The 26418-nt window shown below is 67.1% G+C and carries 25 protein-coding genes; 11 read left to right on the forward strand and 14 right to left on the reverse strand.

Features of this window, described 5'->3' with window-relative positions; genetic code table 11:
• Nucleotides 1-5: 5 nt before the first annotated feature.
• The 4 genes from AC5P99_RS04870 to AC5P99_RS04885 form a co-directional block, all read right to left on the reverse strand.
• The gene (locus AC5P99_RS04870) at nt 6-1094 is read right to left on the reverse strand and encodes an acetylornithine deacetylase (RefSeq protein WP_005410367.1); all 1089 of its coding nucleotides are present in this window, start codon (nt 1092-1094) and stop codon (nt 6-8) included.
• A 151-nt stretch (nt 1095-1245) separates the two neighbouring features.
• Nucleotides 1246-2442, reverse strand: coding sequence for an argininosuccinate synthase (locus tag AC5P99_RS04875; protein ID WP_005410368.1), 1197 nt, complete (start codon nt 2440-2442; stop codon nt 1246-1248).
• A 119-nt stretch (nt 2443-2561) separates the two neighbouring features.
• The gene (locus tag AC5P99_RS04880; RefSeq protein WP_005410369.1) at nt 2562-3572 is read right to left on the reverse strand and encodes an N-acetylornithine carbamoyltransferase; all 1011 of its coding nucleotides are present in this window, start codon (nt 3570-3572) and stop codon (nt 2562-2564) included.
• A 334-nt stretch (nt 3573-3906) separates the two neighbouring features.
• On the reverse strand, nt 3907-4470 hold the full coding sequence (locus tag AC5P99_RS04885; RefSeq protein ID WP_024958440.1) for a glycine zipper 2TM domain-containing protein: 564 nt from the start codon (nt 4468-4470) through the stop codon (nt 3907-3909).
• 187 nt (nt 4471-4657) lie between these two features.
• Between AC5P99_RS04885 and cysS the strand changes: the two genes are divergently transcribed.
• Genes cysS through AC5P99_RS04900 form a run of 3 tightly spaced genes read left to right on the forward strand, consistent with a single transcriptional unit; the run spans nt 4658 to nt 7785 of the window.
• Nucleotides 4658-6034 carry a cysteine--tRNA ligase gene (gene cysS, locus AC5P99_RS04890; RefSeq protein ID WP_049451669.1) on the forward strand — a complete coding sequence of 459 codons (1377 nt, stop codon included), beginning with the start codon at nt 4658-4660 and terminating at the stop codon, nt 6032-6034.
• A gap of 54 nt (nt 6035-6088) precedes the next feature.
• Complete coding sequence (locus AC5P99_RS04895) at nt 6089-6541, forward strand: SufE family protein (RefSeq protein ID WP_005410372.1); 453 nt, start codon at nt 6089-6091, stop codon at nt 6539-6541.
• Nucleotides 6538-7785 carry an MFS transporter gene (locus AC5P99_RS04900; RefSeq protein WP_088435928.1) on the forward strand — a complete coding sequence of 416 codons (1248 nt, stop codon included), beginning with the start codon at nt 6538-6540 and terminating at the stop codon, nt 7783-7785. The genes AC5P99_RS04895 and AC5P99_RS04900 overlap by 4 nt, the downstream gene beginning before the upstream one ends.
• 371 nt (nt 7786-8156) lie before the next feature.
• Here AC5P99_RS04900 and dksA read toward each other — a convergent pair whose 3' ends face one another.
• Nucleotides 8157-9386, reverse strand: coding sequence for an RNA polymerase-binding protein DksA (gene dksA / locus AC5P99_RS04905; RefSeq protein ID WP_099606075.1), 1230 nt, complete (start codon nt 9384-9386; stop codon nt 8157-8159).
• Between the two features lie 272 nt (nt 9387-9658).
• Between dksA and yidD the strand changes: the two genes are divergently transcribed.
• The 3 genes from yidD to AC5P99_RS04920 are packed head-to-tail and all read left to right on the forward strand — an operon-like array spanning nt 9659 to nt 12109.
• On the forward strand, nt 9659-9913 hold the full coding sequence (yidD, locus tag AC5P99_RS04910; protein WP_005414016.1) for a membrane protein insertion efficiency factor YidD: 255 nt from the start codon (nt 9659-9661) through the stop codon (nt 9911-9913).
• A gap of 1 nt (nt 9914) precedes the next feature.
• The gene (locus AC5P99_RS04915) at nt 9915-11261 is read left to right on the forward strand and encodes a dihydroorotase (protein ID WP_012480835.1); all 1347 of its coding nucleotides are present in this window, start codon (nt 9915-9917) and stop codon (nt 11259-11261) included.
• A complete protein-coding gene (locus tag AC5P99_RS04920) occupies nt 11261-12109 on the forward strand; it encodes a M23 family metallopeptidase (protein ID WP_164222840.1) in 849 nt (282 codons plus the stop codon). Before AC5P99_RS04915 ends, AC5P99_RS04920 begins: the two co-directional genes overlap by 1 nt.
• A gap of 105 nt (nt 12110-12214) precedes the next feature.
• On the opposite strand, the gene AC5P99_RS04925 is transcribed toward AC5P99_RS04920, so the two are convergent.
• The 5 genes from AC5P99_RS04925 to efp form a co-directional block, all read right to left on the reverse strand.
• Nucleotides 12215-12919, reverse strand: coding sequence for an isoprenoid biosynthesis enzyme family protein (locus AC5P99_RS04925; RefSeq protein ID WP_049451661.1), 705 nt, complete (start codon nt 12917-12919; stop codon nt 12215-12217).
• Nucleotides 12920-12930: 11 nt separating this feature from the next.
• On the reverse strand, nt 12931-13626 hold the full coding sequence (locus tag AC5P99_RS04930; protein WP_049451659.1) for a phosphoglycolate phosphatase: 696 nt from the start codon (nt 13624-13626) through the stop codon (nt 12931-12933).
• Nucleotides 13623-14339 carry a bifunctional 2-polyprenyl-6-hydroxyphenol methylase/3-demethylubiquinol 3-O-methyltransferase UbiG gene (gene ubiG / locus AC5P99_RS04935; protein ID WP_049451657.1) on the reverse strand — a complete coding sequence of 239 codons (717 nt, stop codon included), beginning with the start codon at nt 14337-14339 and terminating at the stop codon, nt 13623-13625. Before ubiG ends, AC5P99_RS04930 begins: the two co-directional genes overlap by 4 nt.
• A 25-nt stretch (nt 14340-14364) precedes the next feature.
• A complete protein-coding gene (locus tag AC5P99_RS04940) occupies nt 14365-15708 on the reverse strand; it encodes a TRZ/ATZ family hydrolase (RefSeq protein ID WP_005410380.1) in 1344 nt (447 codons plus the stop codon).
• Between the two features lie 200 nt (nt 15709-15908).
• Nucleotides 15909-16475 carry an elongation factor P gene (gene efp / locus AC5P99_RS04945; protein WP_005410381.1) on the reverse strand — a complete coding sequence of 189 codons (567 nt, stop codon included), beginning with the start codon at nt 16473-16475 and terminating at the stop codon, nt 15909-15911.
• Between the two features lie 118 nt (nt 16476-16593).
• On the opposite strand from efp, the gene epmB reads away from it, so the two are divergent.
• Entirely contained in the window at nt 16594-17610 is a 1017-nt protein-coding gene (epmB, locus tag AC5P99_RS04950; RefSeq protein WP_476470595.1) for an EF-P beta-lysylation protein EpmB, read from the forward strand.
• Between the two features lie 73 nt (nt 17611-17683).
• On the opposite strand, the gene AC5P99_RS04955 is transcribed toward epmB, so the two are convergent.
• The 3 genes from AC5P99_RS04955 to AC5P99_RS04965 are packed head-to-tail and all read right to left on the reverse strand — an operon-like array spanning nt 17684 to nt 21509.
• Complete coding sequence (locus AC5P99_RS04955) at nt 17684-19762, reverse strand: putative bifunctional diguanylate cyclase/phosphodiesterase (protein WP_495212924.1); 2079 nt, start codon at nt 19760-19762, stop codon at nt 17684-17686.
• Nucleotides 19759-20691, reverse strand: a complete 933-nt coding sequence (locus AC5P99_RS04960) for a phosphate/phosphite/phosphonate ABC transporter substrate-binding protein (RefSeq protein WP_049451653.1) — start codon at nt 20689-20691, stop codon at nt 19759-19761. The genes AC5P99_RS04955 and AC5P99_RS04960 overlap by 4 nt, the downstream gene beginning before the upstream one ends.
• A 47-nt stretch (nt 20692-20738) precedes the next feature.
• A complete protein-coding gene (locus tag AC5P99_RS04965) occupies nt 20739-21509 on the reverse strand; it encodes an RNA methyltransferase (protein ID WP_099606072.1) in 771 nt (256 codons plus the stop codon).
• Nucleotides 21510-21629: 120 nt separating this feature from the next.
• Between AC5P99_RS04965 and AC5P99_RS04970 the strand changes: the two genes are divergently transcribed.
• Nucleotides 21630-22457: an inositol monophosphatase family protein gene (locus AC5P99_RS04970; protein ID WP_005410386.1), complete on the forward strand. Its 828-nt coding sequence runs from the start codon at nt 21630-21632 to the stop codon at nt 22455-22457.
• A 553-nt stretch (nt 22458-23010) separates the two neighbouring features.
• Here the strand turns inward: AC5P99_RS04970 and htpX are convergent.
• The gene (gene htpX, locus AC5P99_RS04975; protein ID WP_005410387.1) at nt 23011-23877 is read right to left on the reverse strand and encodes a protease HtpX; all 867 of its coding nucleotides are present in this window, start codon (nt 23875-23877) and stop codon (nt 23011-23013) included.
• Between the two features lie 93 nt (nt 23878-23970).
• Here htpX and gluQRS point away from each other — a divergent pair, with 93 nt between their 5' ends.
• The 3 genes from gluQRS (at nt 23971) to phaR (ending at nt 26365) form a co-directional block, all read left to right on the forward strand.
• Nucleotides 23971-24912, forward strand: a complete 942-nt coding sequence (gene gluQRS / locus AC5P99_RS04980) for a tRNA glutamyl-Q(34) synthetase GluQRS (RefSeq protein ID WP_049459988.1) — start codon at nt 23971-23973, stop codon at nt 24910-24912.
• Nucleotides 24909-25649 (forward strand): acetoacetyl-CoA reductase, encoded by a 741-nt coding sequence (gene phbB, locus AC5P99_RS04985; protein ID WP_049451650.1) that lies wholly within the window; start codon nt 24909-24911, stop codon nt 25647-25649. The genes gluQRS and phbB overlap by 4 nt, the downstream gene beginning before the upstream one ends.
• Nucleotides 25650-25831: 182 nt before the next feature.
• A complete protein-coding gene (gene phaR, locus AC5P99_RS04990; protein ID WP_049451648.1) occupies nt 25832-26365 on the forward strand; it encodes a polyhydroxyalkanoate synthesis repressor PhaR in 534 nt (177 codons plus the stop codon).
• Nucleotides 26366-26418 lie beyond the last annotated feature (53 nt).

The following is a 26418-nucleotide window of genomic DNA, read 5'->3' on the forward strand; positions in this document are numbered from 1 at the left end:
AAGAATCAGGCGCCGGCGGCGATGATGCGGTGCACGGCGTCGGTGTAGCGCTGCAACTGCTCCAGCGTCACGAACTCATCGGCGGTGTGGGCCTGGGCGATGTCACCCGGGCCGAACACCAGCGTGGTGTAACCACCGGCCGAGAACAGCGAGGCTTCGGTCCAGAAGTCCACCGCGTTGCCGATCGGCAGTTCCAGCGCATCGGCCACGTCACGTGCCAGCAGGCGGCGGTTCTCGGCTTCGGCGATGTCGCCGGCCGGCAGGCTGGGGCCACGGAAGGTTTCGGTGAATACCGCCGCTTCCGGCTCGGCGAAACCGGCGAAGGTGGCCAGCAACGCGTCGATGTTCATCGACGGCAGCGGACGGAAGCCGAAGCGCACTTCGGCAGCGGGTGCGATCATGTTGGCCTTGATCCCGCCTTCGACGCGGCCGATGTTGAAGCGCAGGCCGGTCAGCCCACCGAAGCGCGCCGAAGCCAGCGATTCCACATGGTCCAGCGCGCGGTTGCCCCAGCGCATCGCCTGGTGCAGCGCGCTGGCAGCCGCATCCTGCTTGCCCGAGGCGTGCCCTGCACGACCGGCGAACTGCATCAGCACCGAGCTGATGCCGCGATGCGCCAGCACCGCTTCGCTCATGGTCGGCTCGGCCACCAGCACCGCTTCGTACGGAATGCCGCGGGCCAGGAACGCGGCGATGCAGCGCGGATCGTTGGCTTCTTCATCGCTGGAGAACAGGAACGCGGCATCACCATCGCTGGCATTGGCCGCAGCCACCAGTGCAGCGGCCGCGCCCTTGATATCACACACGCCCAGGCCGACCACGCGGTCGTCCAGGCGCCGCATCACATGCGGGTCGGCACTCCAGTGCGGCGAGTCCGGCACCGTATCCAGGTGCACGTTGAACAGGTACTTCGGCGTACCACGCACGGCGTACAGGCTGACCGCGCCCGCGCCATGGTCGATCACCTCGACGTTGAAGCCGGGCAGGTTCGCGCGCAGGTAATCGAAGATGCCACCGGTGGTGATCGCACGCGGCGGGTTGCGGGTGTCGAAAGACACCAGGGCCTGCAGGTGATCGAGCGTCTGTTCAAGCATGTGTCTGAATATCCGTAGGGTTCCAAATCGGTAGTGCCGGCCGCTGGCCGGCTCCGCAATGATCCAGCCGTGCCACGAGCCGGCCAGCGGCCGGCACTACCCTCCATCGACGTTGCGAGGCGCCGGCCAGCGGCCGGCACCCCGTCACAGGTCAACCACGATTGACCTGCGCATAGACAGTGGAGCTCATCCCGAACAGCTTGATGAAGCCTTCGGCCTCCTCCACGCCCCAGTCGGCCGACTGCGCGTAGGTGGCACCCTTGGTGTTGAGCAGGTGCGGCGACTTCACCGCCACTGCATCGACGCGGCCACCGCGGGTTTCCAGCACCACTTCACCGTTGACCTTGGCCTGCGAGGACTTCAGGAAGGCTTCGATGTCGGTCTTCAGCGGATCGTGGTAGAAGCCTTCGTACACCAGCTCCACCCACTTGCGCGCCACGTCCGGCTTGAAGCGGTTCTGCTGCTTGGTCAGCACCGCATCTTCCAGCGCGCGGTGTGCGGCCAGCAGCGAGACCAGGCCCGGGGCCTCGAACACGATGCGGCCCTTCAGGCCGATCACGGTGTCGCCGGTGTACACGCCGCGACCGACGCCGTACGGGGCGAACAGCTTGTTGAGCTGGGCCAGGATCTGGTCGCCCGGCAGCGCCTTGCCGTTCAGTTCAACGGCTTCGCCTTCAACGAACTTCAGGGTGACGGTCAGCGCCTGTTCCGGCCACTCGCTGCGCGGTGCGCACCAGCCACGAGCGCCCTCGCCCGGGGCTTCCCAACGGTCGATCTCGCCGCCGGACATGGTCAGGCCCAGCAGGTTCTCGTTGATGGTGTAGGCCTGCTGCTTGGCGCGCACGCCGAAGCCGCGCTCTTCCAGGTACTTCTGCTCGTAGGCGCGGGTCTGGGTGTGTTCCTTCTGGATCTCGCGGATCGGCGCGATGATCTGGTAGTCACCCAGCGCCTTCACGGCCAGGTCGAAGCGGACCTGGTCGTTGCCCATGCCGGTGCAACCGTGGGCGATGATGTTGGTGCCCAGTTCGGCGGCGCGCTTCAGCGCGGCATCGACGATCAGGTAGCGGTCCGAGACCAGCAGCGGGTACTGGCCCTGGTAGCCTTCGCCGGCCCACACGAACGGCTTGACGAAGCCTTCCCAGATGGCCGGGCCACCGTTGACGGTGACGTGGCTGGTCACGCCCAGTTCGGCGGCGCGCTTTTCGATGAAATCGCGCTCTTCATCATCCACGCCGCCGGTGTCGGCGAACACGGTGTGCACGTTGTAGCCGCGCTCCTGCAGGTACGGCACGCAGAAGCTGGTATCCAGGCCGCCGGAGAAGGCGAGAACGACGTCTTTGTTGCTCATGGGAGTCAGGTCCACTTGGGGGATGGGAATTCGGTAGAGCCGACCGTTGGTCGGCTGGAATGATGGATGCGCCGCTGCGGGAGCAGCCGACCAACGGTCGGCGCTACCCCTTGTTCGATCTAGCGCCCGGCAACCGCCGCCATGATCGCCTTCTGCACGTGCAGGCGGTTCTCGGCTTCGTTGATGGCGATGCACTGCGGCGAATCCATCACCGCGTCGGTGGCCTTCACGTTCCGGCGCAGCGGCAGGCAGTGGCTGAACACACCGTTGTTGGTCAGTGCCATCTTCCGCTCGTCCACGATGAAGTGCTTGAACTGGTCGCGGATCGGCTTCTCCGGCTCCCAGTTGCCGAAGAACGGCAGCGCGCCCCAGCTCTTGGCGTAGACCACGTCGGCGCCGGCGTAGGCGCTGTCGATGTCATGGCTGATCTTCAGCGAACCGCCGCTCTCGGCCACGTTCTGCTCGGCCCAGCCCATGTAGCGATCGTCGAGGATGTAGTCGGCGGTCGGGCACAGCAGGGTCACGTCCATGCCCATGCGGGTGGCGATGGTCAGTGCCGAGTTGGCCACGGCGGTGTTCAGCGGCTTGGGGTGGTAGGTCCAGGTCAGCACGTACTTCTTGCCACGCAGGTCCTGGGTGCCGAAGTGCTCCTGCAGGGCCATGACGTGGGCCAGCTCCTGGCACGGGTGGGTGATGGTCTCCATGTTGATGACCGGCACCGGCGAATACTTGGCGAAGCTGTTGAGGACGATGTCCTGGCGATCGTAGGCCCAGTCGATGAACTTGGGGAACGCACGCACGGCGATGATGTCGCAGTAACGCCCCAGCACCTTGGCCACTTCCGCAATGTGCTCCTCGGTATCGCCGTCCATCACCGTGCCGAGGTTGAACTCGATCGGCCACGCATCCTTGCCCGGCTGCAGCACCACCGCGTGGGCGCCGAGCTGGAACGCGCCCAGTTCGAAGCTGGTGCGGGTGCGCATGGAGGGGTTGAAGAACACCAGCGCGATCGACTTGCCCTTGAGCTGGTCGCCGAGCTTGTTGCGCTTGAACAGCGCGGCCTGGGTCAGCAGCGCGTCAAGATCGCTGCGGCTCCAGTCCTGGGTGTTCAGGAAGTGCTTGGGGGACATCATCTTTCCTTGCGTGGCGGCGCCGGGTTCGACGCGGTGGAAGGGAAAAGCAGGAAGCAAAGGTGGATCGAAAAGGTTGCAGTTGCAGCTTTCAGCACATGCATTTTTGAAGCGCTGAAACGAAAAAACCCAGCCGGCGGGCTGGGTTTTTTTCGGACGAACAGCAGAAAGCTCCGGTTACCCAGCGAGGATGTGGGGTTCCGGTCGACGCGCACGCGAGGTCATGCCCGACGCCTGTCGGGCTGCGCTGCTGTCGTGCTGGAAGTCGGTGAGCTTCATGGCCGCCAATCTTTGCATGCGGCCGGGGCCGACGCAAGGGGCCGGGGTCGCAGAATCAGGGATTACCGGCGGCGCCCTGCTCGGGGCCGACCCAGGGGGTGATCGAAACCCGGATCTTCAGCCGGTTGCCGGGGTCCTCCGGCAGGCGCGACCGGTACTTGGTGCCCTTGTAGACGTAATCCACGTCATAGGCGATCGGCCGGCGGAATTCACGCCCGACCGGCACGATGCGGCAGTCGCGGGTCAGCATCGGGCCGTTGTTGGCCGGTGCCGGGGCAGGCGTCTCGGCGGCGGTCTCCTCGGAGACCTCTTCATCGCTGCGCTTGAACATCGAGCGCACCGAGTCCCAGAAGCGGCTGATCCGGCCCTTGTCCTCGACCGGCTCTTCACCGGTGACGTTGACCGGGGCCAGGGTGCGGGTCGAGATCGGCTCGCAATGCTCCTCGGTGCGGGTCGCGCGCAGGGTCTGGAACACCGGCTCGACGTTCAGCACCTGCGCATAGTCGAACTTCACGTTCTCGACGATCACCACCCGGTTGCGCGGCTCGGCCTCCTGCGCCTGGGCCACGGCGGCCGTCGCCGACAGGCAGGCCAGGGTCAGCAACGCGGTGGATTTCAGTGGCGACGGGAGCAAGGACACGGCAATAGTGTAGGCAGTGACGAGCGCAAGGGGCTGAACATTACCCGTCCACGCCGCTCCTGCCCACCCCACCTTGGGTGGAGCCGGCGTCCACCGGTGGCAATCGGCGCCCCAAAGCGGGCCGACACGTTCTAAAATCACAGGCTTGTCCCCCAGCCACAGCCCCATGACCCTGCGCCTGCACAACAACCTGACTCGCCAGCTCGAACCGTTCACCCCGCTCGATCCGGCCTGTCCGACCCTGTATGTGTGCGGCCCCACGGTCTACAACTACGTGCACATCGGCAACGCCCGTGGCCCGGTGGTGTTCGGGGTGCTGGCCGATCTGCTGCGGCGGCGTTTCGGTGGCCTGCGCTACGCGCGCAACATCACCGACGTGGACGACAAGATCAACACCGCTGCACGCGAGCAGGGGGTGCCGATCAGCACCATCACCGACAGGTTCGCCGCCGCCTACCGTGAAGACATGGCCGCGCTGGGCGTGGTGCCGCCGGACATCGAGCCGGAAGTGACTGCGCACATGCCGCAGATCATCACCATGATCGAGCAGCTGATCGCCAATGGTCATGCCTATGCCGCCGAAGGCCACGTGCTGTTCGCGGTGGCCAGCTTCGACGGCTACGGCAAGCTCTCGCGACGCGATCCGGAAGAGATGCTGGCCGGCGCCCGCGTCGATGTCGCCCCCTACAAGCGTGATCCGGGCGATTTCGTGCTGTGGAAGCCCTCCACCGACGACCTGCCCGGCTGGGAATCGCCCTGGGGCCGTGGCCGCCCGGGCTGGCACATCGAATGCTCGGCGATGGCGGCCGCCCATCTGGGCGAGACCATCGACATCCATGCCGGCGGTGTCGACCTGCAGTTCCCGCACCACGAGAACGAGATCGCGCAGAGCGAATGCGCGCATGGCGGCAGGATCTTTGCCCGCTACTGGCTGCACAACGGCATGCTCAACTTCGGCGGCGCCAAGATGAGCAAGTCGCTGGGCAACATCGAGCGCGTACACGACCTGGTGCGCCAGCATCCGCCGGAAGCGCTGCGTCTGGCCCTGCTGTCGGCCCATTACCGGCAGCCGCTGGACTGGTCCGATGGCCTGATCGAGCAGTCGGTGCGCACCCTGGACCGCCTGTACGGCACGCTGCGCGAGCTGGCGTCGATCGAAGCCAGCGCGGTGATCCCGGCCAGCGTCGAGGCGACCCTGGATGACGACCTGAACACCCCGCAGGCGCTGGCCGAAGTGGCCCGCATCGCCGCCGATGCACGCCGCGCCACCGACCCGGCCGAACAGGCACGGCTGAAGGGCGAGCTGCTCGGCGCCGGCCTGGCGCTGGGCCTGCTGCAGGCCGATCCGGCGCAGTGGTTCGGTACCGCTGCGGGCGATGACGGCGACGATGCCCGCATCCAGGGCCTGATCGACGAGCGTGCTGCGGCCAAGAAAGCGCGTGATTTCGCGCGTTCCGATGCCATCCGCGACCAGCTGGCCGCCGAAGGCATCGTGCTGGAAGACACCCCGCAGGGCGTGCGCTGGTCGCGCAAGCGCGGCTGACCTGCCCTGCCCCGTGGCCGGCCCGCCGGCCACGCCCCCACTGTAGAGACTGTTGTGACCGACTCCCCGTTCCCGCTTGAACCTACCGCCGCCGAGGCCCAGACCGCCATCGCCGAGGAATTCGGCTTCTTCGGCGACTGGTCCGAGCGCTACCAGTACCTGATCGACCTCGGCCGCAAGCTGCCCGCCTTCCCGGACGAATGGAAGACCGAAGAGCACCGCCTCCTCGGCTGCCAGTCGATGGTCTGGATCGTGCCGGAAGGCAACGCGCAGTCGCTGCGCTTCCATGCCATCAGTGATTCGGCCATCGTTTCCGGCCTGATCTTCCTGGCCCTGCGCGTGTACTCCGGGCGCTCGGCACAGGAAATCCTGGACACCGAGCCCAGCTACATCCAGGACATCGGCCTGGCCCGTCACCTCTCCCCCACCCGCAGCAACGGCGTGGCGGCGATGCTGGCCTTCATCCGCGAGACCGCGCAGGCCCAGCTGCAGCGCGACCCGTCGTGAGCGAGCCTGCCACAGCCGAAGACACCGCGCTGGGCCTGCTGTCCCGGCCCGGTTTCGCCAAGCTGCTGGCCTACCGCATCTTCGCAATGCTGTCCTACCAGGTGGTGGCGGTCACCGTCGGCTGGCACATCTACGAAGTCACCCGCAATCCGTTCTCGCTGGGCCTGGTCGGCCTGGCCGAGGTGCTGCCGTTCTTCTGCGTGGCGCCGTTCGCCGGCTATCTGGTCGACCACCTGCCGCGCCGTCGGCTGGGCATGGTCGCCTGTTCCGGGCTGATCGCCACGGCGCTGGTGCTGACCGGCGTTGCGACGGGTTGGCTGCCGTTCGAGGGCGTGTGGCCGATCTATGCGGCCATCGCCCTGACCGGCATGGTCCGCGCCTTCCTGTCGCCAATCTACAACGCACTGTTCGCCCGCGTGCTGGCCCGTGACCAGTTCGCACGTGGCGCTGGCCTCGGCGCGGTGGTGTTCCAGGCCGGCATGGTGGCCGGCCCGGCGCTGGGCGGCGTGCTGGTCGGCTTCGGCGGCAAGGGCCTGTCCTACGCGGTGGCTACGGCCTTTGCGCTGGTGGCGATGGCCTGCCTGGCCACGCTGAAAGTGGAGGAGCCGGTGCACACCGGTCCGGCCGCGCCGATCTTCAAGAGCATCGCCGAAGGCGCGCGATTCGTGGTCGGCAACCGGATCATGGTCGGCGCGATGGCACTGGACATGTTCTCGGTGCTGCTGGGCGGCGTGGTGGCGATGCTGCCGGCCTTCCTGCACGAAATCCTGCACCACGGCCCCGAAGGCCTGGGCATCCTGCGCGCGATGCCGGCGCTGGGTTCGGTGTGCGTGGGCCTGTGGCTGGCCCGCCACCCGCTGCACCGCAATGCCGGCCGCGTGTTGCTGTTCGCGGTGGGCGGGTTCGGCCTGTGCGTGATCGGCTTCGGGCTGTCGCAGCACTTCTGGCTGTCGGCGCTGATCCTGCTGTTCTATGGGGCCTTCGATGGCGTCTCGGTGGTGATCCGTTCGACCATCCTGCAGTTGGCCACGCCGGAAGAAATGCGCGGACGGGTGTCCTCGATCAACGGCATCTTCATCAGTTCGTCCAACGAGCTGGGCGCGTTCTATGCCGGCACGATGGCCCGTCTGCTGGGGCTGGTGCCTGCAGTGGTGCTGGGTGGGTTTGCGGTGCTGAGCGTGGCCGGGATCACCGCGTGGAAGAACCCGACGCTGCGGAAGTTGAATCTGCGCGACCTGCAGTGACCCTGCGGAGAGCGCGTTCGGCGGCGCCGGGCGTTTGACTGGCCACGTCACTTTCCCTCGATGAATGGGTTTGTCACTTTCTTTGCGCGCGCAAAGAAAGTAACCAAAGAAACGCGCCGCCATCCGCGAGCCGGTGCTGCGCACCGGTGCCCTGCGCTCCTCGGTGAATCAGGGGACGGCGCCGAACTCGCTGCGCTCAAACAGCGGCGCCTCTTCGCCCCCGATTCCCCTGCGGTGCTCGGCTCGCTACAAGGCGGACCCAAGTCAACGGCCACAACTGCCCGTGCCAGCCACGGTCGCTTACCAACGATCCCCCAACAAAAAACCCAGCCGAAGCCGGGTTTTCTGCATGACCATACAACGAGCGGGAATCAGTCGCCCTGCTGCTTCTGCAGGTGCTCCCAACGCTCCTGGGCGTCGATGGTGCGTTCGGCGGTGAGGCGCGCTTCCAAGCGCTCCAGGCCGATTTCCTCGCCGGTGTCGACGCAGTAACCGTAGTCGCCCGCTTCCAGGCGCTTCAGGGTGCTGTCGATCTTGCCGATCAGCTTGCGATAGCGGTCGCGGGTACGCAGTTCCAGCGAGTTCTCGGTCTCGCGGGTCGCACGCTCGGCTTCGTCGCCGATATCACGCACTTCCTCGCGCAGGTTCTCGATGGTCTGCTTGGACTCTTCCACCAGGTCCGCGCGCCAGTTCTGCAGGCGCTGGCGGAAGTACTCCTGCTGCAGCGGGCTCATGTATTCCTCTTCCGAGGACGGCTTGTAGCCAGCCGGCAGGATCGGGCGGCCGGTGGCCTCGTCGGTCTTGTACTCGACCACCTTGTACTTGCTGCGCGGGGCCGGTGCCGCCGAGCGGGCGGCGACGGCCACGGCAACCTTGCCGACAGGGCGCGACACGGTCTTCGGAGCGGAATCGGATTTCACGGCGGTTTTGGCAGGCGATTTCGAAACGGGCACGGGATTCTTGGATTGCGGGGCCTTCGAGGCGGCAGGAGCGGCGGCCGGGGCCGGCTTGGAGGCCGGTTGGGCTGCTGCCACTGCCACGGTCTTGGCCGGGACAGGCTTGGCCGGAGCCGGCTTGGCAGCAGGCTTCGGTGCGGACTTCACTACTGGGGCCGGGGTCGGCTTTACGGCCGGCGCGGCAACATTCTTGGCAACCTTCTTTACAGCGGCAGGCGTGGCGACCGGCTTGGCCGCAGCGACCTTCTTTGCTGCGGGCTTGGCGACCGGCTTGGCTGCAGCCTTCTTCACCACCGCCTTCGGCGCCGGCTTGGTTGCTGCCTTCTTCGCCACTGGCTTGGCGGCAGCCTTCTTCACCGGCGCAGCCTTGCTGGCGGCCTTCTTCACCACCGGCGCCTTCTTGCTGGCAGCGGCAGGCTTGGCCTTGGCGGGCGCAGCAGCCTTCTTCGCCACCGGCTTGGTTGCCTTGACCGGCGTTTTCTTTGCGGTGGCCTTCCTGGCCGCCGGTTGCGAGGACGCTACCTTGGTCGCCGGCTTGCTGGCCGGTTTCCTGGCAACGGGCTTTGCCGCCAACTTCTTCACAACAGGCTTGGCGGTTTTCTTGGCGGCCGTTGCGGCCTTCTTTGCAGTTTTTTTAGCAGCCACGAAACGCTCTTCCTTGGATTCCCCGGGGCCCGGGAAAGCGGGCCTTTATAGCCTACCCGACCCGCAGCAGCAACCTCGGCACCCTGCTCCATTCAGTCCTGGAGTCAAGGCGCCCTTGGAGGCAGTCCGACGAACACGGACCGCCTTGCGCGGTACGGAACCTGGCCAGCACCCGCAGGTGCTGGTACCGGTCGCAGGCCATCGGCGACATGCGACCAACGGCCCATCCTGCACAAATGCGGCCTTCATGCCAACTGGCATAAGATGACTGGGTGATCTCGCGCCTGCTCATTGCCCTGCTGCGCTTCTACAAGCGCTTCATCAGCCCCTTGCTGGGGCCACGCTGCCGTTTCGTGCCGAGCTGTTCTGAATACGCGATGGAAGCCATCTCGCGGCACGGCCCGCTGCGCGGCAGCTGGCTGGCTGCACGCCGGCTCGGTCGCTGCCACCCGTTCCATCCCGGCGGCTTCGACCCCGTGCCCGAGTCTCCCAACGCCCCCTCTTGCCGTTGCACAGGAAAACACTGACATGTCCTCCACCCTCATCACCAACGCCCGGATGGTCAACGAAGGCCGCACCTTCGACGGCGACCTGCGCATCGAGAACGGCCGCATCGCGCAGATCGGCAGCGGGCTGGCGCCGCGCGACGGCGAACAGGTGGTGGATGCGGCCGGACGCTGGCTGCTGCCCGGCATGATCGATGACCAGGTGCACTTCCGCGAACCGGGCCTGACCCACAAGGGCGACATCGCCAGCGAATCGGCCGCGGCCGTGGCCGGTGGCCTGACCAGCTTCATGGACATGCCCAACACCAACCCGCCGACGCTGGATTCGACCATCCTGGAAGCCAAGTACGAGCTCGCGCGCGGCCGCGCCTGGGCCAACTATGGCTTTTACCACGGCGCCAGCAATGACAACCTCGACGCGATCCGTGCCCTGGATCCGAAGAAGGCCCCGGGCGTGAAGGTGTTCATGGGTGCTTCGACCGGCAACATGCTGGTGGACAACCCGGAAACGCTGGATGCGATCTTCCGCGAATGCCCGACCCCGATCATCACGCACTGCGAAGACACGCCGATGATCGATGCCAACCTGAAGGCCTTCCAGGAAAAGTACGGCGATGCGCTGACCCCTGACATGCATCCGGACATCCGTTCGCGCGAGGCCTGCATCAAGTCGACCCGCCTGGCGATGTCGCTGGCGCGCAAGCACGGCACCCGCCTGCATGTGCTGCACATCTCCACCGCCGACGAGCTGGCGCTGTTCGAGAAGGGCCCGCTGATCCGCGCCGACGGCAGCCGCAAGCAGATCACCGCCGAGACCTGCGTGCACTTCCTGCACTTCGCGCGCCCGGACTATGCGACCAAGGGCAACCTGATCAAGTGCAACCCGGCCATCAAGGAAGTGTCCGACCGCGAGGCGATCACCGCTGCGCTGGCCGACGACGTGCTGGACGTGCTGGCCACCGACCACGCGCCGCACACCTGGGAAGAGAAGCAGAAGCCGTACGCGCAGGCACCGTCGGGCCTGCCGCTGGTGCAGTACGCGCTGGTGGCCGCGCTGGAGCGCGTGCACGAAGGCAAGCTGACCCGCGAACAGGTGGTGCAGAAATTCGCCCACGCGCCGGCACAGTTGTTCGACGTGGAAGAACGCGGCTTCCTGCGCGAAGGCTACTTCGCCGACCTGGTGCTTGTGGAAGACGTGCCGTTCACCGTCAAGCGCGAGGACGTGCTGTCCAAGTGCGGCTGGTCGCCGTTCGAAGGCACGACCTTCCGTTCGCGCGTGGCCTCCACCTGGGTCAACGGCCAGCTGGTGTGGGATGGCAGCAAACTGGTGGGCGAACCCGCCGGCCAGCGCATGACCTACGACCGCTGATGCGCGCGGCCCTATTTACCGGGGCGCTGCTGCTGGCGGCGCCCCTGCTCAGCGTACCGTCGGCTCACGCGCAGGATGCCATCGGCAGCCTGATCGACAGCCGCGTGGTGTTCCCGGCCAGTGCGTCGCAGGGCGCACTGGTGATCGGCAAGGTGCCCGCCGGCAGCCGCGTGCAGTACGCCGGCCGCCAGCTGCGGGTGAGCGGCTACGGCAGCGTGGTGTTCGGCATCGGCCGCGACGAGAAGGGACCATTGCGCGTGCAGGTGCAGCGCCCCGATGGTGGCAGCGAGACCGCGACCATTGTGGTGACGCCGCGCGACTGGCCCACCGAGCGGGTCAACGGCGTGCCGCCGAAGACGGTCAACCCGCCGCCGGCGATTGCCGAGCGGATCAAGCGCGAACAGGCGCAGGTGACCGCCGCGCGTGCCCGCGATGACGACCGCACCGACTTCACCCAGACCTTCATCTGGCCGGTGCAGGGCCGCATCAGCGGTCGCTTCGGCAATGCGCGCGTGTACAACGGGCAGCCCGGTGCCGGTCATTCCGGCATGGACATCGCGGTACCGACCGGCACGCCGGTGAAGGCACCGGCCGCCGGCATCGTCACCTTCGCCGGGCCGGACCTGTACCTGACCGGCGGTACGCTGCTGCTCGACCACGGTTTCGGGGTCAGTTCCAACTTCCTGCACCTGTCGCGCATCGACGTAAAAGTTGGCGACCGTGTGGAACAAGGCCAGGTGATCGCCGCGGTCGGCGCCACCGGCCGTGCCACCGGCCCGCACCTGCACTGGGGCATGAACTGGTTCGATACCCGTATCGATCCGCTACTGGTACTGGAACGCAAGTAACGCGCGCAATGCGCTTTGGTGGGTGCCAACCTTGGTCGGCACAACCTCACAGAGCGTGCGGACCAAGGTCCGCACCCACCAGAAGCCGTCAATAGCGCCGATCGATCAACCGCGCGCGGCCCACCACACGCGCAACAAGGTGCGCACCGGGGTCGCTTCAATCGGCTTGCCTGCGGCCTGCGCGGCAACGCGGGCGCGCGCCAGGCTGGACCACACACGGCGCGGGCGCGGACCGGGCACGCGGCTGCCCCAACCCTTCAACAGATGCTGCGCCCAGCGCTGTGCAGCCGTGCTGGCATCACCGTCCAGCAGGCTGCGCGGTACACCGGCCACGCCGGCATCCTGTAGGCGCTGGGCCAGGGTCTGCAGCTGCACCGCACGGCCGGCACCGGTGCGCGGCTTGTCCGCGAACAAGGCCGCCTCGACCGCGGCCACGGCTTCAGCGTAGTTGGCCAGCGCACGCTCGGCACTGGCGGCGTCCAGCGCGACGGTGCGTGCTTCAACCAGATCCGGCAACGCCTCGGCCAACTGCGCCCACGGCGCACGCACCGGCTCCAGCAGACGGCCCAGTGGATGGCGCGAACGATGCCCGGCCCAGCTGCGCAGTTCCTCGCCCCACCATGCCAGCTTGGCATCGGCCGGCAGCGGATCGCCGCCGGTATTGAGCATGTCGTCGAACTCCTGCAGCAGCGCGAACCACGCCTCGGCAAGTTCGCGTTGCGATTCGGCCACGAACGGGGCGGCCACCGACCATTCCGGCCAACGGCTGCGCCACTTGTCGAGGAAACTGTCCAGCGCGGTACTGCTCACTACGTGATTCCTTACGGCTGGGCCGGGGCTGCCGGCCGGGTCGGCCAGAGACTGGCCAGTTGCAGAAGTTCGGCGTTCTCGACCAGCACGTCGGCCTGCCAGGCCAGCGGGTCGTCGCTGTGCAGGCGGTAGCCCCACAGCGCCGCCACCGACGGCATGGCGGCAGCGCGTGCGGCGATGATGTCGCGCTCGTCGTCACCCACGTACACGCAGTCTTCGGCGGCAATGCCAATGGCCTGCGCAGCGTGCAGCAGCGGCAGCGGGTGCGGCTTGCGTTCGGCCAGGCTGTCACCACCGACCAGTACCGCACAGCGCTGCTGCCAGCCATGCTGCGGCAGGATCAGGCGCGCCAGGTACTCGGGTTTGTTGGTGACGATGCCCCACACCGTACCGGCCTCATCCAGCGCGGCGAGCATGCCGGCCACGCCGTCGAACAGCACTGCGTGCTGGCCGATCAATGCTTCATAGCGCTGCAGGAATTCCGGGATCAGTGCATCGCGCGCAGCGGCATCCAGGTCCGGGAACGCGGCCGAGACCATCGCCCGCGAGCCCTTCGACACCACCGGGCGCAGTGCGGCCGAATCGATGGGTGCACGACCACGTTCGGCCAGCATCGCGTTGCAGGTGGCGACGAAGTCCGGCGCGCTGTCCAGCAACGTGCCATCCAGGTCGAACAGCACCGCACGCGGGAAGCGGGCGGAGGTCATGCCGGCTTGACCGCGTAGGCCAGGTAGTTGATGTCGGTGCGGCTGCTCAGGCGGGCGTGGTTGCGCCACGGCTCGTAGGCCATGCCGCTGACGTCCACCAGCTGCATGTCGGCCTCGCGCAGCCAGCGCGCCAGCTCGGCCGGCCTGATGAATTCCTGGTAGTGGTGCGTGCCCTTGGGCAGCAGCCGCGCCACGTACTCGGCACCGACAATCGCCACTGCGAAGGCGGCAGCGGTGCGGTTGATGGTCGACAGGAACAGGTGGCCGCCCGGCTTCAGCAGGCGCTTGCAGGCCTCGATGATCGCGCCCGGGTCTGGCACGTGCTCCAGCATTTCCATGCAGGTCACCACATCGAAGCTGCCCGGCTGCTCGGCGGCCAGGTCCTCGGCGGCCTGCACCCGGTAATCGACCTTGGCGCCGCTTTCCAGCGCATGCAGGCGCGCGACCTTGACCAGCTCCGGGGCCAGGTCGATGGCGGTGACGTCGGCGCCGGCCTGGGCCAGCGCTTCGCTCAACAGGCCGCCACCGCAACCGATGTCGAGTACGCGTGCGCCGCGCAGCGGAACGCGGTCGGCCACGTATTTCAGGCGCACCGGGTTCAGCGCATGCAGCGGCTTCTGCGGGCCGTCAGCGTCCCACCAGCGGTTGGCCAGCGCGGCGAACTTGTCCAGCTCGGCCTGATCGAAATTGGAGGAAGCGTGGGGGGCAGTCATGAGGGAGTCCTTGCGGCGCCGGGGTTCAGGCGCGGATATGACGGATGCGCTCGCGCCACTGGCGCGCGTTGGCGATGATGCCCGGCAGGTCCATGCCGACCAGCTCGCGCTGCACCAGCTTCGGCTTGCCGGCGATCCAGACGTCGCTGACCTGCTGGCGGCCGGTGGCGTACACCAGCTGCGACAGCACGTTGTGCAGCGGCTGGGTTTCCAGTGCGGACAGGTCGACGCAGACCAGGTCGGCCTGCTTGCCGACTTCGATCGAACCGATGCGCTCGCCGAAGCCCAGCGCGCGGGCACCGCCCAGGGTGGACGCGCGCAGCGTGGTCGCCGCGTCCAGCGCGGTGGCGTCATCGGCCACGGCCTTGGCCAGGATCGCCGCGGTGCGGTTCTCGCTGAACATGTCCAGGTCGTTGTTGCTGGCGCAGCCATCGGTGCCGATCGCCAGGTTCACGCCGGCGCGCTGCAGGGCGCAGGCCGGGCAGAAACCGGAGGCGAGCTTCAGGTTCGATTCCGGGCAATGCACCACGCTGACGCCACGCTCGGCGCACAGGTGGATTTCCGCATCGGTCAGCTGGGTCATGTGCACCGCGATCAGGCGGTCGTTGACCAGGCCGAGGCGATCCAGCCGCGCCAGCGGGCGCTGGCCGTGCAGCTTGATCGAATCGTTGATCTCCTGCGCGGTCTCGTGGGTGTGCAGGTGCACCTGCATGTCGAGCTGGTCGGACAGCATCCGCACCCGCTCGAAGTTGGCATCGTTGACCGTATAGGGCGCATGCGGCGCGAACGCGGTGCCGATCAGCGGATCGGTGCGCCACTGGTCGTGCAGTTCACCGGCCTTGGCGAAGTACTCGTCGTCGGTCTTGGCCCAGGCGGTGGGGAAATCGATGATGACCGCGCCGACCAGCGCGCGGAAACCATGCTTCTTGTAGACGGCGGCCTGCACATCGCCGAAGAAGTAGTTCTCGTTGGCGCAGGTGGTGCCGCCGCGCAGCATCTCGGCGATGGCCAGGGTGGTGCCGTCGGCGACGAATTCGGGGCCGATCACCGCCGCTTCCACCGGCCAGATGTGCTGCTGCAGCCAGGTCATCAGCGGCAGGTCGTCGGCGACGCCGCGCAGCAGGGTCATCGGGTTGTGCGTGTGCGCATTGACCAGGCCCGGCATCAGCGCCGCCTCGGGGCGGCTGACCACCTGGGTGGCGCGGAACCGTGCGCGCGCCTCGGCACGCGGCAGGATGGCCACGATCTCGCTGCCACGCACGGCAACGGCATGGTCTTCCAGCACCACCGCATGCGGCTCGATCGGAACGACGTAACCGGCTTCGATGAGCAGGTCGCAGGCTTCGGGGAGGTGCGGGCTATCGCTCATGCGGGCTCACTGGCTGGGGGGCGGCGAGATACTTCTGGGGGACACGCCCCTGAGTCAGGGGCTGCCGCGAAGCGGCGGGGTCTGGAGACCCGTGAAGCGGAGCCCATGATCTGCCGAAGCAGATCATGGGAGCGCCAGCGCGAACGCGATGGCGCGTATCCGGCCAGCGGCCGGCACTACCGTAATCCGGCTGCGCCGGATTACTTGACGCGTGCGGAGTATTCGCCCGAACGGGTGTCGACGCGGATCACTTCGTCCTGGTTCACGAACAGCGGCACGCGGACCACGGCGCCGGTTTCCAGGGTGGCCGGCTTGCCGCCGCCGCCCGAGGTGTCGCCACGGACGCCCGGATCGGTTTCGGTGATCTTCAGCTCGACGAAGTTCGGCGGCTGCACGAAGATCGGCTCACCGTTCCACAGAGTGACCACGCAGGACTCCTCGCCCTTCAGCCACTTCTCGGCGCCGCCCATGCCGGCCTTGGTGGCCTGGACCTGCTCGAAGGATTCCGGGTCCATGAAGTGCCAGTACTCGCCGTCGCTGTACATGAAGTTCATGTCGGTATCGACGACGTCGGCTGCATCCAGCGAGTCGGTCGACTTCATGGTCACTTCCTGGGTACGGCCGTCCTTGATCAGGCGGTACTTCACGCGGGTGAAGGCCTGGCCCTTGCCCGGCTTGACGTATTCGGTGTCGATGATGACGGCCGGTTGGTTGTTGACCAGGATCTTCATCCCGTTCTTGACGTCGTTCATGCCGTAGCTGGCCATGCGTAAACTCCTGAGTGGCAAAAACGCCGCGGGTGCGGCGAGCCGTTAGAATGGAAAGCCCACCGGATGCCGGTGGGCGACTGTTTTCTGCCCCCATGATAACCGCAGGCCCCTCTCCATGCAGCTTTCCGCCTTCCCCCGGCCCCAGTCGCCAGGCGCGCCCGCGCGCTGGCAGCAGCTCTGGCGCCAGGCACTGCGCGACCCGCAGGCGCTGCTGGCCCGGCTGCAGCTGGACCCGGCGGCACTGGGCGTCTCCGAAGCGGCCATGGCCCAGTTCGCGCTGCGCGTGCCGGAGGGGTTCGTGGCCCGCATGCGCAAGGGCGATCCGGCCGACCCGCTGCTGCGCCAGGTGCTGCCGATCGACGCGGAAATGCGACCGGCGCCCGGGTTCAGCTTCGATGCGGTGGGCGATGGCGCGGCCAAGAAGGCCACCGGCGTCATCCAGAAGTACCGTGGCCGCGCCCTGCTGGTGGCGACGGGCAGCTGTGCGATCAACTGCCGCTACTGCTTCCGCCGCCACTTCGACTATGGCGCGGAAAATGCAGCCAAGGGCGGCTGGCAGGAGGCCGTAGCCGCCATTGCGGCCGACCCGGACATCGACGAAGTGATCCTGTCCGGCGGAGACCCGCTGTCGCTGGCCACGCACAAGCTGGTCGAGCTGACCGACGCCCTGCGCGCGATCCCGCATATCCGTCGCCTGCGCATCCATACCCGGCTGCCGATCGTGCTGCCGGAGCGCGTGGACGATGAACTGGTCTCCTGGCTGGGCAGCCTGCCGTGGCCGCTGGCGATCGTGGTCCACGCCAATCACGCCAATGAATTCGACGCCAGCGTGGACGCGGCGATGGCCCGCCTGCGCGGCATCGGCGCCCAGCTGCTGAACCAGGCGGTGTTGCTGCGCGGGGTCAACGACAGCGTGCAGGCCCTGCAGGACCTGAGCGAGCGCAGCTTCGCCGCCGGCGTACTGCCCTACTACCTGCATCAGCTGGACCGGGTCGAGGGCGTGGCCCACTTCGAAGTGGACGATGCCCAGGCCAAGGCGCTGATTGCCGGCCTGACCGCACGCCTGTCCGGTTATCTGATCCCGAAACTGGTGCGCGAACTGCCCGGCGACCCGAGCAAGCGCCCGGTGTAACAAAAAAGGGGACGGAGGGAATTAAGTCGCTTATGCATTTGCGACTTAATTCCCTCCGTCCCCTTTTTTGGGGTCAGACGCCCGATTCGATCATCCGAACCACTTCGGTGGCGGTCACCGGATGGCTCAGCCAGTAGCCCTGGCCAAGGTCGCAGCCGCGCTGCGCCAGCAGCTCGAACTGCGCCTGCTGCTCGATGCCTTCGGCCACCACGGTGATGCCCAGCGCGTGGGCCATGGCGATGATCGCTGTGGTCAGCGCGAGGTCGTCGGGATCACGCTGCATGTCGGCCACGAAGCTCTTGTCGATCTTCACGCCGTCCACGGGCACCTGGCGCAGATGACTGAGCCCGGAGAAGCCGGTCCCGAAATCATCCAGCCAGACCTTCACACCGGTGCGGTGCAGCTTGTCCAGCAGCTGCGCGGCAACCATCTCGTCGCCGATCACGGCGGTTTCGGTCAGCTCCAGGTGCAGGCGCGACGCCGGCAGCCCGGACTCATGCAGGCACTGCGCGACCAGCGCCGGCAGTTCACCGCCGCGCAACTGCCGTGGCGACACGTTCACCGACACGAACAGGTCGTCCCCGGCCGCCCCGCGCGGCCACTGCGAGGCTTCCATGCAGGCCGCGCGCAGCACCTTCGGGCCGATGATCTCGATCAGCCCACTCTGCTCGGCCACTTCGATGAACACCGAGGGCGGGATCGTGCCCAGTGTCGGATGCTGCCAGCGCAGTAGAACTTCGACGCCGACCATGCGGCGGTCGCGCATGCGGAAGATCGGCTGGTAGGCCAGGCGCAGTTCGCCGCGCTCCCAGGCACCGCGCAGCTCCTGTTCCATATGCACGCGACGCTCGACCGCATGGTCCATCGCCCGGCTGTAATAGCGATAGCAGTTCTTGCCGGCCATCTTCGCCTGGTACATGGCGATGTCGCCGTTCTTCAACAGGGTGGTCGCATCGGCCGCATCGTCGGGGAACAGGGTCACGCCGATCGAGGTACCCAGGAACAGTTCCCTACCCTGCACCACCAGCGGCTTGCCCAGCTCGCGCACCAGCACTTCGGCCAGCACCCGCGCGTTGGCGGCCACATCACCGTCGCCCACCAGGATCACGAACTCGTCGCCGCCGAAGCGCGCCAGCAGGGCCTCATCGCCCCCGGCCTCGGTGACCGCGCGGCCGATACGCTGGGCGAACTGCAGCAATGCCTCATCGCCGGCTTCATGGCCAAGGGTGTCATTGACCCGCTTGAAGTCGTCGATATCGGCGAACAGCAGCCCCAACCGGTGATTGGCGGCACGGGCAGCCATCAACCGATGATCAAGCGCCTCGCGGAATGCCAGCCGGTTGGTCAGCCCGGTCAGCGCGTCGGTATAGGCCATGCGCCGCACTTCGCGGTCATGGCGGGCGATCGCATCACGCATGCGGGCGAAGCCGCGCACCAGCTCACCCACTTCGTCGTCACGGGTGTTCTCGGCCAGGGGCGTCTGGTAGTCACCGGCCTCGATGCGACGGGCAGCGACGGCAAGATCACGGATCGGCGCGACCAGGGTGCGCTGCACGTACAGGATCACCACCACGCCGATCACCACCAGCAACCCCAGCATCAGCAGCAACCAACCCAGGTGGCGGCTGCCGACCAGTTGCAGGCGCTCGCCAAGGGTGGCGTTGGCCGCCTGTTCGCGTTGCTGCACTTCGTCCAGCGCCATGCCGACGCGGACGCCGCCGATGCGCTGGTTGCCAACCATGATCGGCATCGTGTTGTCCAGCACCTTCGGCGATTCCTGCACCAGCAAGGTCTGCGCCGCCGCAGCCTTGGGTGCCAGGGGATCGGCCATCGGCTGGCCGAATCCCGGGACCTCGACCGAGCCGTCGTGCACCAGCCGGCCGCGCTCGTCGAACACCAGTACATAGCGCACCACCGGCTGTCGCGCCGTGCTGCGCACCAGCACGCCGACCTGGTCCAGGTCGCGGTGATACAGCGGGTTGGCCAGCGCATCGGACAACTCGCGTGCCATCGCCTCGCCGCGGGTGCGCACCTCGCTCTGCATCGCCGTCTGGCGCCCCAGCAGCACCGCCAGGATGGCGACCACCACGACCATCGCTCCGCCCATCGCCAGCAGGAACCGGGCCTGCATCCCCGAGCCGAGCCACTTCATTCCACTTCCATCCGCACGCGCGTCAATCCTTGTTTCAATTCATCCAACCGCTGCTGCGCATGCGCATCGACACGGTGGAAACCGGAAGTGCCAAAAAACCGATGCAACGCGCCCTGTGCCTGCGGGTCGCTGGCTGCCTGCAGCAGGACTTCCTGCAGGCGGTCGCGCACCCGGGCATCGAGGTCGGCGCGGACCATCTCCACCGCACGCGGATAGGGTTCGGTGCGCAGCAGTTCGCGGAAATCGCGCCGGAATGCAGCCGGCACCCGCCGCTCGTCGTTCCAGTCCACGCTGCTCACCGCCCCCACATCCGCCATCCCCTTGTGCACGTACGTCGCGATGTTCAACTCGCTGCGCGCGAACACATACCCCACGCTGTCACGCCCTGGCACGTCCCAGACCCCGGCCAGGATCTGCGGCGACAGGCCATGGTCCAGCAGGGTCATCACTGGTACCAGGTAGGCGCTGGTGGATGCCGTGTTCTGCAGGGCCAGGCGATGGCCGCGCAGATCCTGCACCCGCTGGATGGGACTGTCGCTGCGCACGAAGAACACCGTCTGGTATTCGCGCACCCCGTTGCGCTCGGTCAACAGCAGCGGCCGCGCACCACTGCGCTGGCCCAGTGCCACCGCCGTACCGGAGGTTTCCGTGACCCAGTCGACCCGTCCCCGCCGCAGATAGCTGGCCATCTGCTGCGGGTCGCGGGCCATCAGTACCCGCCCCTCCTGGATGCCGACGTCATGCATGCGCGCCACCACGTAGTCCAGCAGGGGTTGCAGCTGCTCGTAGTGAGCCCGGGGGTCATCGCTGATCCGGCCCAGCACCAGCACCGGATCCGGTGCTGCATGCACGGCTCCGGCCAGCAGGACCATGGCCAGGCTCAGCAGTCCCCCCTGCATTGCCTTTCGCAGACCCGACACAGACGTCATCCCCCCCTGGGTATCCAGACAGACTACCCGAAAAAATGAGAACGTCGTCAGCTGTCCTTGCTGCCGGCCTGGGCCAGACGCGCCATGCGCTGGGTGTCGGCGAGGATGCCGCGCAACAGGCGCACTTCCTGCTCGCTCGGCTCGCTGCGCAGGAACAGGCGGCGCAGCTTGCGCATCGCCGATTCCGGCGCGCGGCCCTTGTGGAAATCGATCTCGCCCAGGGTGTCGCCGAGCTGGGCGAAGAAGCTCTCCATCTGCTCATGGCTGGCGGCCTGTTCGCGGAAGCCCGGCTCGGCGTCGGCGGCCGGCTGCGCGCCCAGCAGCTGCATGCGCGTTTCGTACGCCAGCACCTGCACGGCGGCGGCCAGGTTGAGCGAGCTGAACTCCGGGTCTGACGGGATGTGCACTGCGGCGTGGCAGAGCTGCAGCTCCTCATTGGTCAGGCCGGTGCGCTCGCGGCCGAATACCAGTGCGACCTCGGCACCTTCGCTCGCCTTGGCCACCGCACGGGCGGCAGCGTCGGCCGGCAGGTATTCCTCCAGCTGGACGCGGCGGGCACGGGCCGTGCAACCCAGTACCAGGCGGCAGTCAGCCACGGCCTCGGCCAGGGTGGCCACCACCGGAGCGTCCCCCAGCACGTCTTCGGCACCGGCCGAGCGGCGGAAGGCCTCCTCGTCCAGCGGCTTTTCGGGGGCGACCAGCACCAGGCGGGCCAGGCCCATGGTCTTCAGGGCGCGGGCGGCAGCCCCCATGTTGCCGGGGTGCTGGGTACCGACCAGGACGAATCGGAGGCGGGTGGCGGCGGGAAACTGGGACATGAACAGGGAAAAGGTCGAGCTGGACGATGACCAATGGTAAACTGTGCGGCCGGCCACTGCGCCGGACCCGCTCTTTTCCCCCGCCAGTCCATCTCTTCTGCCTTTCCGGGAGCCCACGCCATGCAGAAACCCGCCGTCACCGTCATGGTCAAGGCCGCCCGCCTCGCCGGCAACGTCCTGTTGCGCAACATCAACAAGCTCGAGGCACTGAACGTGGTGCAGAAGGGCCGGATGGACTACGCCAGCGAAGTGGATGCGGACGCGGAAAAGGTCATCGTCAAGGAACTCAAGCGCGCCTACCCGGATTACGGCATCTTCGGTGAAGAAGGTGGCGTGCAGGGCGAGCGCCGCCAGATGTGGGTCATCGACCCGCTGGATGGCACCAGCAACTACCTGCGCGGCGTGCCGCACTACTGCGTGTCGATCGCCCTGGTCGAGAACGGCGAGCCGACCGATGCCGTCATCTTCGATCCGCTGCGCAATGAACTGTTCACCGCCAGCCGTGGCGCCGGCGCCGTGCTGAACGACCGCCGCATCCGCGTGGCCGACCGCAAGGATCTGGAAGGCACGATGATCCACACCGGCTTCGCCCCGCGCGAACGCAGCCGCGCCAGCGCGCAGCTGAAGTCGGTCGACACCCTGCTGGTCCAGGCTGAGGACATCCGCCGCACCGGTTCGGCCGCGCTGGACCTGGCCTACGTGGCCTGCGGCCGCGCCGACGCCTATTTCGAAGCCGGCGTGAAGGCGTGGGACATCGCTGCCGGCCTGCTGCTGGTCCGCGAGGCGGGTGGCAAGGTCTGCGACTTCAAGGGCGCGACCCTGGGCCGGATGGACAACCGTGGCCCGGAGACCCACCAGATCGTTGCCGGCAACCTGAAGGTGGCCGAGTCGCTGCAGAAGGTGCTGGTGAACACTGGCTACGCGGCGGAGTTCGACGCGAAGTTCTGAGGTTTCGCGTAAAGCGGTTCATGGAGACGGCACCTGCGAAGGTGCCGTTTTCGTATCCGCAGTGATCGTGCTTGTCACTTTCTTTGCTCGTGCAAAGAAAGTAACCAAAGAAACACGCCGCCAGGGCGCGAGCCGATGCTGCGCATCGGTACCCTGCGCTCAAGGCGGGTCCCAAGGTCAAATGCCACAGCTGCATCCAGTAGATCCACGCCACGCGTGGATGCTTTTGCCGTTGAACTTGACTTCCAGTCCGCCTTGAGCGAGCCGAGCATCGCAGGGGAATCAGGGGCGGAGAGGCGCCGGTGTTTGAGCGCAGCGAGTTCGGCGCCGTCCCCTGATTCACCGAGAAGCGCAGGGTACCGGCGCGTAGCGACGGCTCGCGGCCGGCGGAGCGTTTCTTTGGTTACTTTCTTTGCGCGCAAAGAAAGTGACACCCCCCCGCGGTCGCGGAAATGATCCTAGGCATCGCCTGGCGCCACCAATGCGTGCGCGCGCAAAACAAAAACGCCCGGCGCGAGGCCAGGCGTTCCTGCACTGCTTTACAAGTGAAAGCTCACGCCACCGTCGACGCCCGCAGCGCGGCGATGCGCTCTTCCAGCGGCGGATGGCTCATGAACAGCTTCTTCGCCGTCGAACCGGCAATACCGAAAGCGGCAATCTGGGTCGGCAGCGTGCTCTGGCCGTGGTTGAGCTGCAGGCGCTCCAGCGCGGCGATCATCTTCTGGCGGCCGGCCAGCGAGGCACCGCCGGCGTCGGCGCGGAACTCGCGGTGGCGCGAGAACCACATCGAGATCATGGTGGCGAACAGGCCGAACACCATCTCCAGCACGAACACGATGATGTAATAGGCGAAGCCACGGCCGCCGCCTTCGCGGTTGCCCGACAGCGCGCTGTCGATGATGCCGCCGACCACGCGGGCCAGCACGATCACGAAGGTGTTCAGCACGCCCTGCAGCAGCGCCATGGTGATCATGTCACCGTTGGCGACGTGGGCGATCTCGTGGCCCAGCACCGCTTCGGCCTCGTCTTCGCTCATGTTGTGCAGCAGGCCGGTGGACACCGCGACCAGTGCGTTGTTGCGGTTGGCGCCAGTGGCGAAGGCGTTGATCTCCGGGCCTTCGTACACCGCTACTTCGGGCATGCCGATACCGGCCGCCTTGGCCTGGCGCTCGACGGTGGCCAGCAGCCAGCGCTCGGTCTGGTTGCGCGGCTCGGTGATCACCACCGCACCGGTGGAGCGCTTGGCCATCCACTTGGAGAGCAGCAGCGAGATGAAGGAGCCACCGAAGCCGAAGATCGCGGCCATGACCAGCAGGCCGCTCATCTGGCTTGGATTGACCCCGAGCAACGACATCACGATGCTGGCGAGAATCAGGACCGCGAAGTTGGTCGCCAGGAACAGGGCAATGCGGGTAAACATGGGAAAATCCGGCTCGGAAGGGGTCGATACCGGTCAATTTGCGGTGTGGTCAGCTTGAATTCAAGCGCCAACCTGACCGACGATTCAGCCAGCATGACCTCCCCCATTCCCTGCGGTCGTTTCGCGCCCTCGCCGACCGGCCTGCTCCATCCCGGATCCCTGCTCGCCGCCTTCGGCAGCTGGCTGCTCGCGCGACATAACGGCGGCTTGTGGCGGCTGCGCATCGAAGACGTCGATCCACCACGCACCGTGCCCGGCGCCGCCGAGTCACAGCTGCGGGCGCTGGCAGCGTTCGGCCTGGTCCACGATGGCCCGATCCTCTGGCAGAGCACCCGCGGCGAGGCCTACCAGGCCGCGCTGGACGTGCTGCTGGCCAGCGACCAGGCCTTTGTCTGCCACTGCAGCCGCAGCGACCTGGCCGCCAACGGCGGCATCCACCATCGTTGCGTCGCCCGGCAACCTCGACCGGACCCTGCCGTCCGCTTCCGCGTGCCACCGGGCAGCATCGTGCACTTCGACGATGGCCTGCGTGGACCGCAGCAGCAGGACGTGCACGCCGAAGTCGGCGACTTCGTGCTGCGCCGCGCCGATGGCTGCTGGGCCTACCAGTTGGCGGTGGTGGTCGATGACGCCGTACAAGGAGTGACCGAAGTGGTGCGCGGCGCCGACCTGCTCGACTCCACCGCGCGGCAGATCCTGCTGCAGCAGGCATTGGGGCTGGCGGTGCCGCGCTACTGGCACCTGCCGCTGCTGCTGGATGCGCCAGGCCACAAACTGTCCAAGTCGCTGGCGGCGCTGCCGGTGGACAGTTCGCACCCGCTGCCCGTGCTGCGCCAGCTCTGGAAGCTGCTCGGCCAGGCACCTGGGGCGCTGGAACCTGGGCACGACCTGGATACGCTGCTGGCCACCGCTCGGCAGGCCTTCGACCCGGCACGACTGCCGCGGACCGACATCCTGTTGCCAGCCGGCGCACTTTCCGCGCCGATGTTGCAGAATCCCCCTTCCCCCACCCGACACCCGGACAACACTCCATGACATCTCGCGTCGCACTGGTCACCGGCGGAACCGGCGGCATCGGCACCGCCATCTGCCAACGCCTGGCCGACCAGGGCCACCGGGTCGCCACCAACTACCGCGACGAGGCCAAGGCCCGCGCCTGGCAGCAGGCAATGACCGAACGCGGCTACAGCGTGTCGATCTTCCCGGGCGATGTCTCCGATCCAGGCAGCGCCGAAGCGCTGGTGCGCGCCGTCGAGGCCGAGCTGGGCCCGGTCGAGATCCTGGTCAACAACGCGGGCATCACCCGCGACACCACGTTCCATCGCATGCGCGCGGACCAGTGGCACGATGTGATCAACACCAACCTCAATTCGGTGTTCAACGTCACCCGCCCGGTCATCGAGGGCATGCGCCGCCGCGGCTGGGGCCGGGTCATCCAGATCAGTTCGATCAACGGCCTGAAGGGCCAGTACGGCCAGGCCAACTACGCGGCGGCCAAGGCCGGCATGCACGGCTTCACCATCTCGCTGGCACGCGAGAACGCCGGCTTCGGCATTACCGTCAACACCATTTCGCCCGGCTACGTCGCGACCGACATGGTGATGGCGGTGCCGGAAGAAGTGCGCGCCAAGATCGTCGCCGACATTCCCACCGGGCGCCTCGGCAGGCCGGAGGAAATCGCTTACGGGGTGTCCTTCCTGGTGGCGGAGGAAGCCTCGTGGATCACCGGCAGCAACCTGGACATCAATGGCGGCCACCATATGGGTTGGTAAGCCGCGCCGGCCTCGGCGGCGCACACCCGCCGCCCCTGCCGATGGTCATGCTGCGCAGCACGCAAACCCTTGTTGCGCAACATGATCCCCTGTGAAAGCCAAGCCTGGCGGGGGCTGAGGCGGTTGCAACGGCTGCTGCACTGCGCCATGCTTCGCATCTACTGTGACGAGTGACCGCTTCAATGGCTGCGACCCGCATCATCAAGAAGTATCCGAACCGCCGTCTCTACGACACCGAGATCTCCAGCTACATCACCATCGAGGACGTGCGCCAGCTGATCCTGGACGGTGAAGACTTCGAAGTCCGTGACGCCAAGAGCGGCGACGACCTCACCCGTTCGGTCCTGCTGCAGATCATCGCCGACCAGGAACAGGACGGCGAACCGATGCTGTCCACCCAGCTGCTGAGCCAGCTGATCCGCTTCTACGGCGATTCCCTGCAGGGCTTCATGGGCAACTACCTGGAGCGCAGCATGCAGGTCTTCCTCGACCAGCAGCAGCAGTTCCGCCAGCAGATGGGCAACCTGCTGGGCCAGACCCCGTGGGCGATGATGAACCAGTTGACCGAGCGCAACCTGGAGCTGTGGCAGGAATTCCAGCGCAGCATGGGCACCGGTTTCGGTGGTCCGCGACCGGGTGGCACGGGTACCGGCACCGGTACCGGCAACAAGCCCAACGAACCCGGTACCGGCACCGGCGGCAAGACCCGCCGCTGAGCCGATGTACCGGCAGATACGAAAACGGCGCGCCCAATGGCGCGCCGCTTTGT

This window comes from Stenotrophomonas sp. YJH_SMC_80, from assembly GCF_059372495.1.

What these genes read in the sequence shown, in the direction of transcription:
- AC5P99_RS04940 (WP_005410380.1), bottom strand. Translation starts at nt 15,708, where the DNA reads ATGAGCGATAGCCCGCACCTCCCCGAAGCCTGCGACCTGCTCATCGAA.
- cysS (WP_049451669.1), top strand. Translation starts at nt 4,658, where the DNA reads ATGACCCTGCGCCTGCACAACAACCTGACTCGCCAGCTCGAACCGTTC.
- gluQRS (WP_049459988.1), top strand. Translation starts at nt 23,971, where the DNA reads ATGACCTCCCCCATTCCCTGCGGTCGTTTCGCGCCCTCGCCGACCGGC.
- efp (WP_005410381.1), bottom strand. Translation starts at nt 16,475, where the DNA reads ATGGCCAGCTACGGCATGAACGACGTCAAGAACGGGATGAAGATCCTG.
- AC5P99_RS04915 (WP_012480835.1), top strand. Translation starts at nt 9,915, where the DNA reads ATGTCCTCCACCCTCATCACCAACGCCCGGATGGTCAACGAAGGCCGC.
- AC5P99_RS04930 (WP_049451659.1), bottom strand. Translation starts at nt 13,626, where the DNA reads ATGACCTCCGCCCGCTTCCCGCGTGCGGTGCTGTTCGACCTGGATGGC.
- phbB (WP_049451650.1), top strand. Translation starts at nt 24,909, where the DNA reads ATGACATCTCGCGTCGCACTGGTCACCGGCGGAACCGGCGGCATCGGC.
- AC5P99_RS04875 (WP_005410368.1), bottom strand. Translation starts at nt 2,442, where the DNA reads ATGAGCAACAAAGACGTCGTTCTCGCCTTCTCCGGCGGCCTGGATACC.
- phaR (WP_049451648.1), top strand. Translation starts at nt 25,832, where the DNA reads ATGGCTGCGACCCGCATCATCAAGAAGTATCCGAACCGCCGTCTCTAC.
- AC5P99_RS04920 (WP_164222840.1), top strand. Translation starts at nt 11,261, where the DNA reads ATGCGCGCGGCCCTATTTACCGGGGCGCTGCTGCTGGCGGCGCCCCTG.
- epmB (WP_476470595.1), top strand. Translation starts at nt 16,594, where the DNA reads ATGCAGCTTTCCGCCTTCCCCCGGCCCCAGTCGCCAGGCGCGCCCGCG.
- AC5P99_RS04880 (WP_005410369.1), bottom strand. Translation starts at nt 3,572, where the DNA reads ATGTCCCCCAAGCACTTCCTGAACACCCAGGACTGGAGCCGCAGCGAT.
- AC5P99_RS04970 (WP_005410386.1), top strand. Translation starts at nt 21,630, where the DNA reads ATGCAGAAACCCGCCGTCACCGTCATGGTCAAGGCCGCCCGCCTCGCC.
- ubiG (WP_049451657.1), bottom strand. Translation starts at nt 14,339, where the DNA reads ATGACTGCCCCCCACGCTTCCTCCAATTTCGATCAGGCCGAGCTGGAC.
- htpX (WP_005410387.1), bottom strand. Translation starts at nt 23,877, where the DNA reads ATGTTTACCCGCATTGCCCTGTTCCTGGCGACCAACTTCGCGGTCCTG.
- AC5P99_RS04955 (WP_495212924.1), bottom strand. Translation starts at nt 19,762, where the DNA reads ATGAAGTGGCTCGGCTCGGGGATGCAGGCCCGGTTCCTGCTGGCGATG.
- AC5P99_RS04965 (WP_099606072.1), bottom strand. Translation starts at nt 21,509, where the DNA reads ATGTCCCAGTTTCCCGCCGCCACCCGCCTCCGATTCGTCCTGGTCGGT.
- AC5P99_RS04960 (WP_049451653.1), bottom strand. Translation starts at nt 20,691, where the DNA reads ATGACGTCTGTGTCGGGTCTGCGAAAGGCAATGCAGGGGGGACTGCTG.
- AC5P99_RS04870 (WP_005410367.1), bottom strand. Translation starts at nt 1,094, where the DNA reads ATGCTTGAACAGACGCTCGATCACCTGCAGGCCCTGGTGTCTTTCGAC.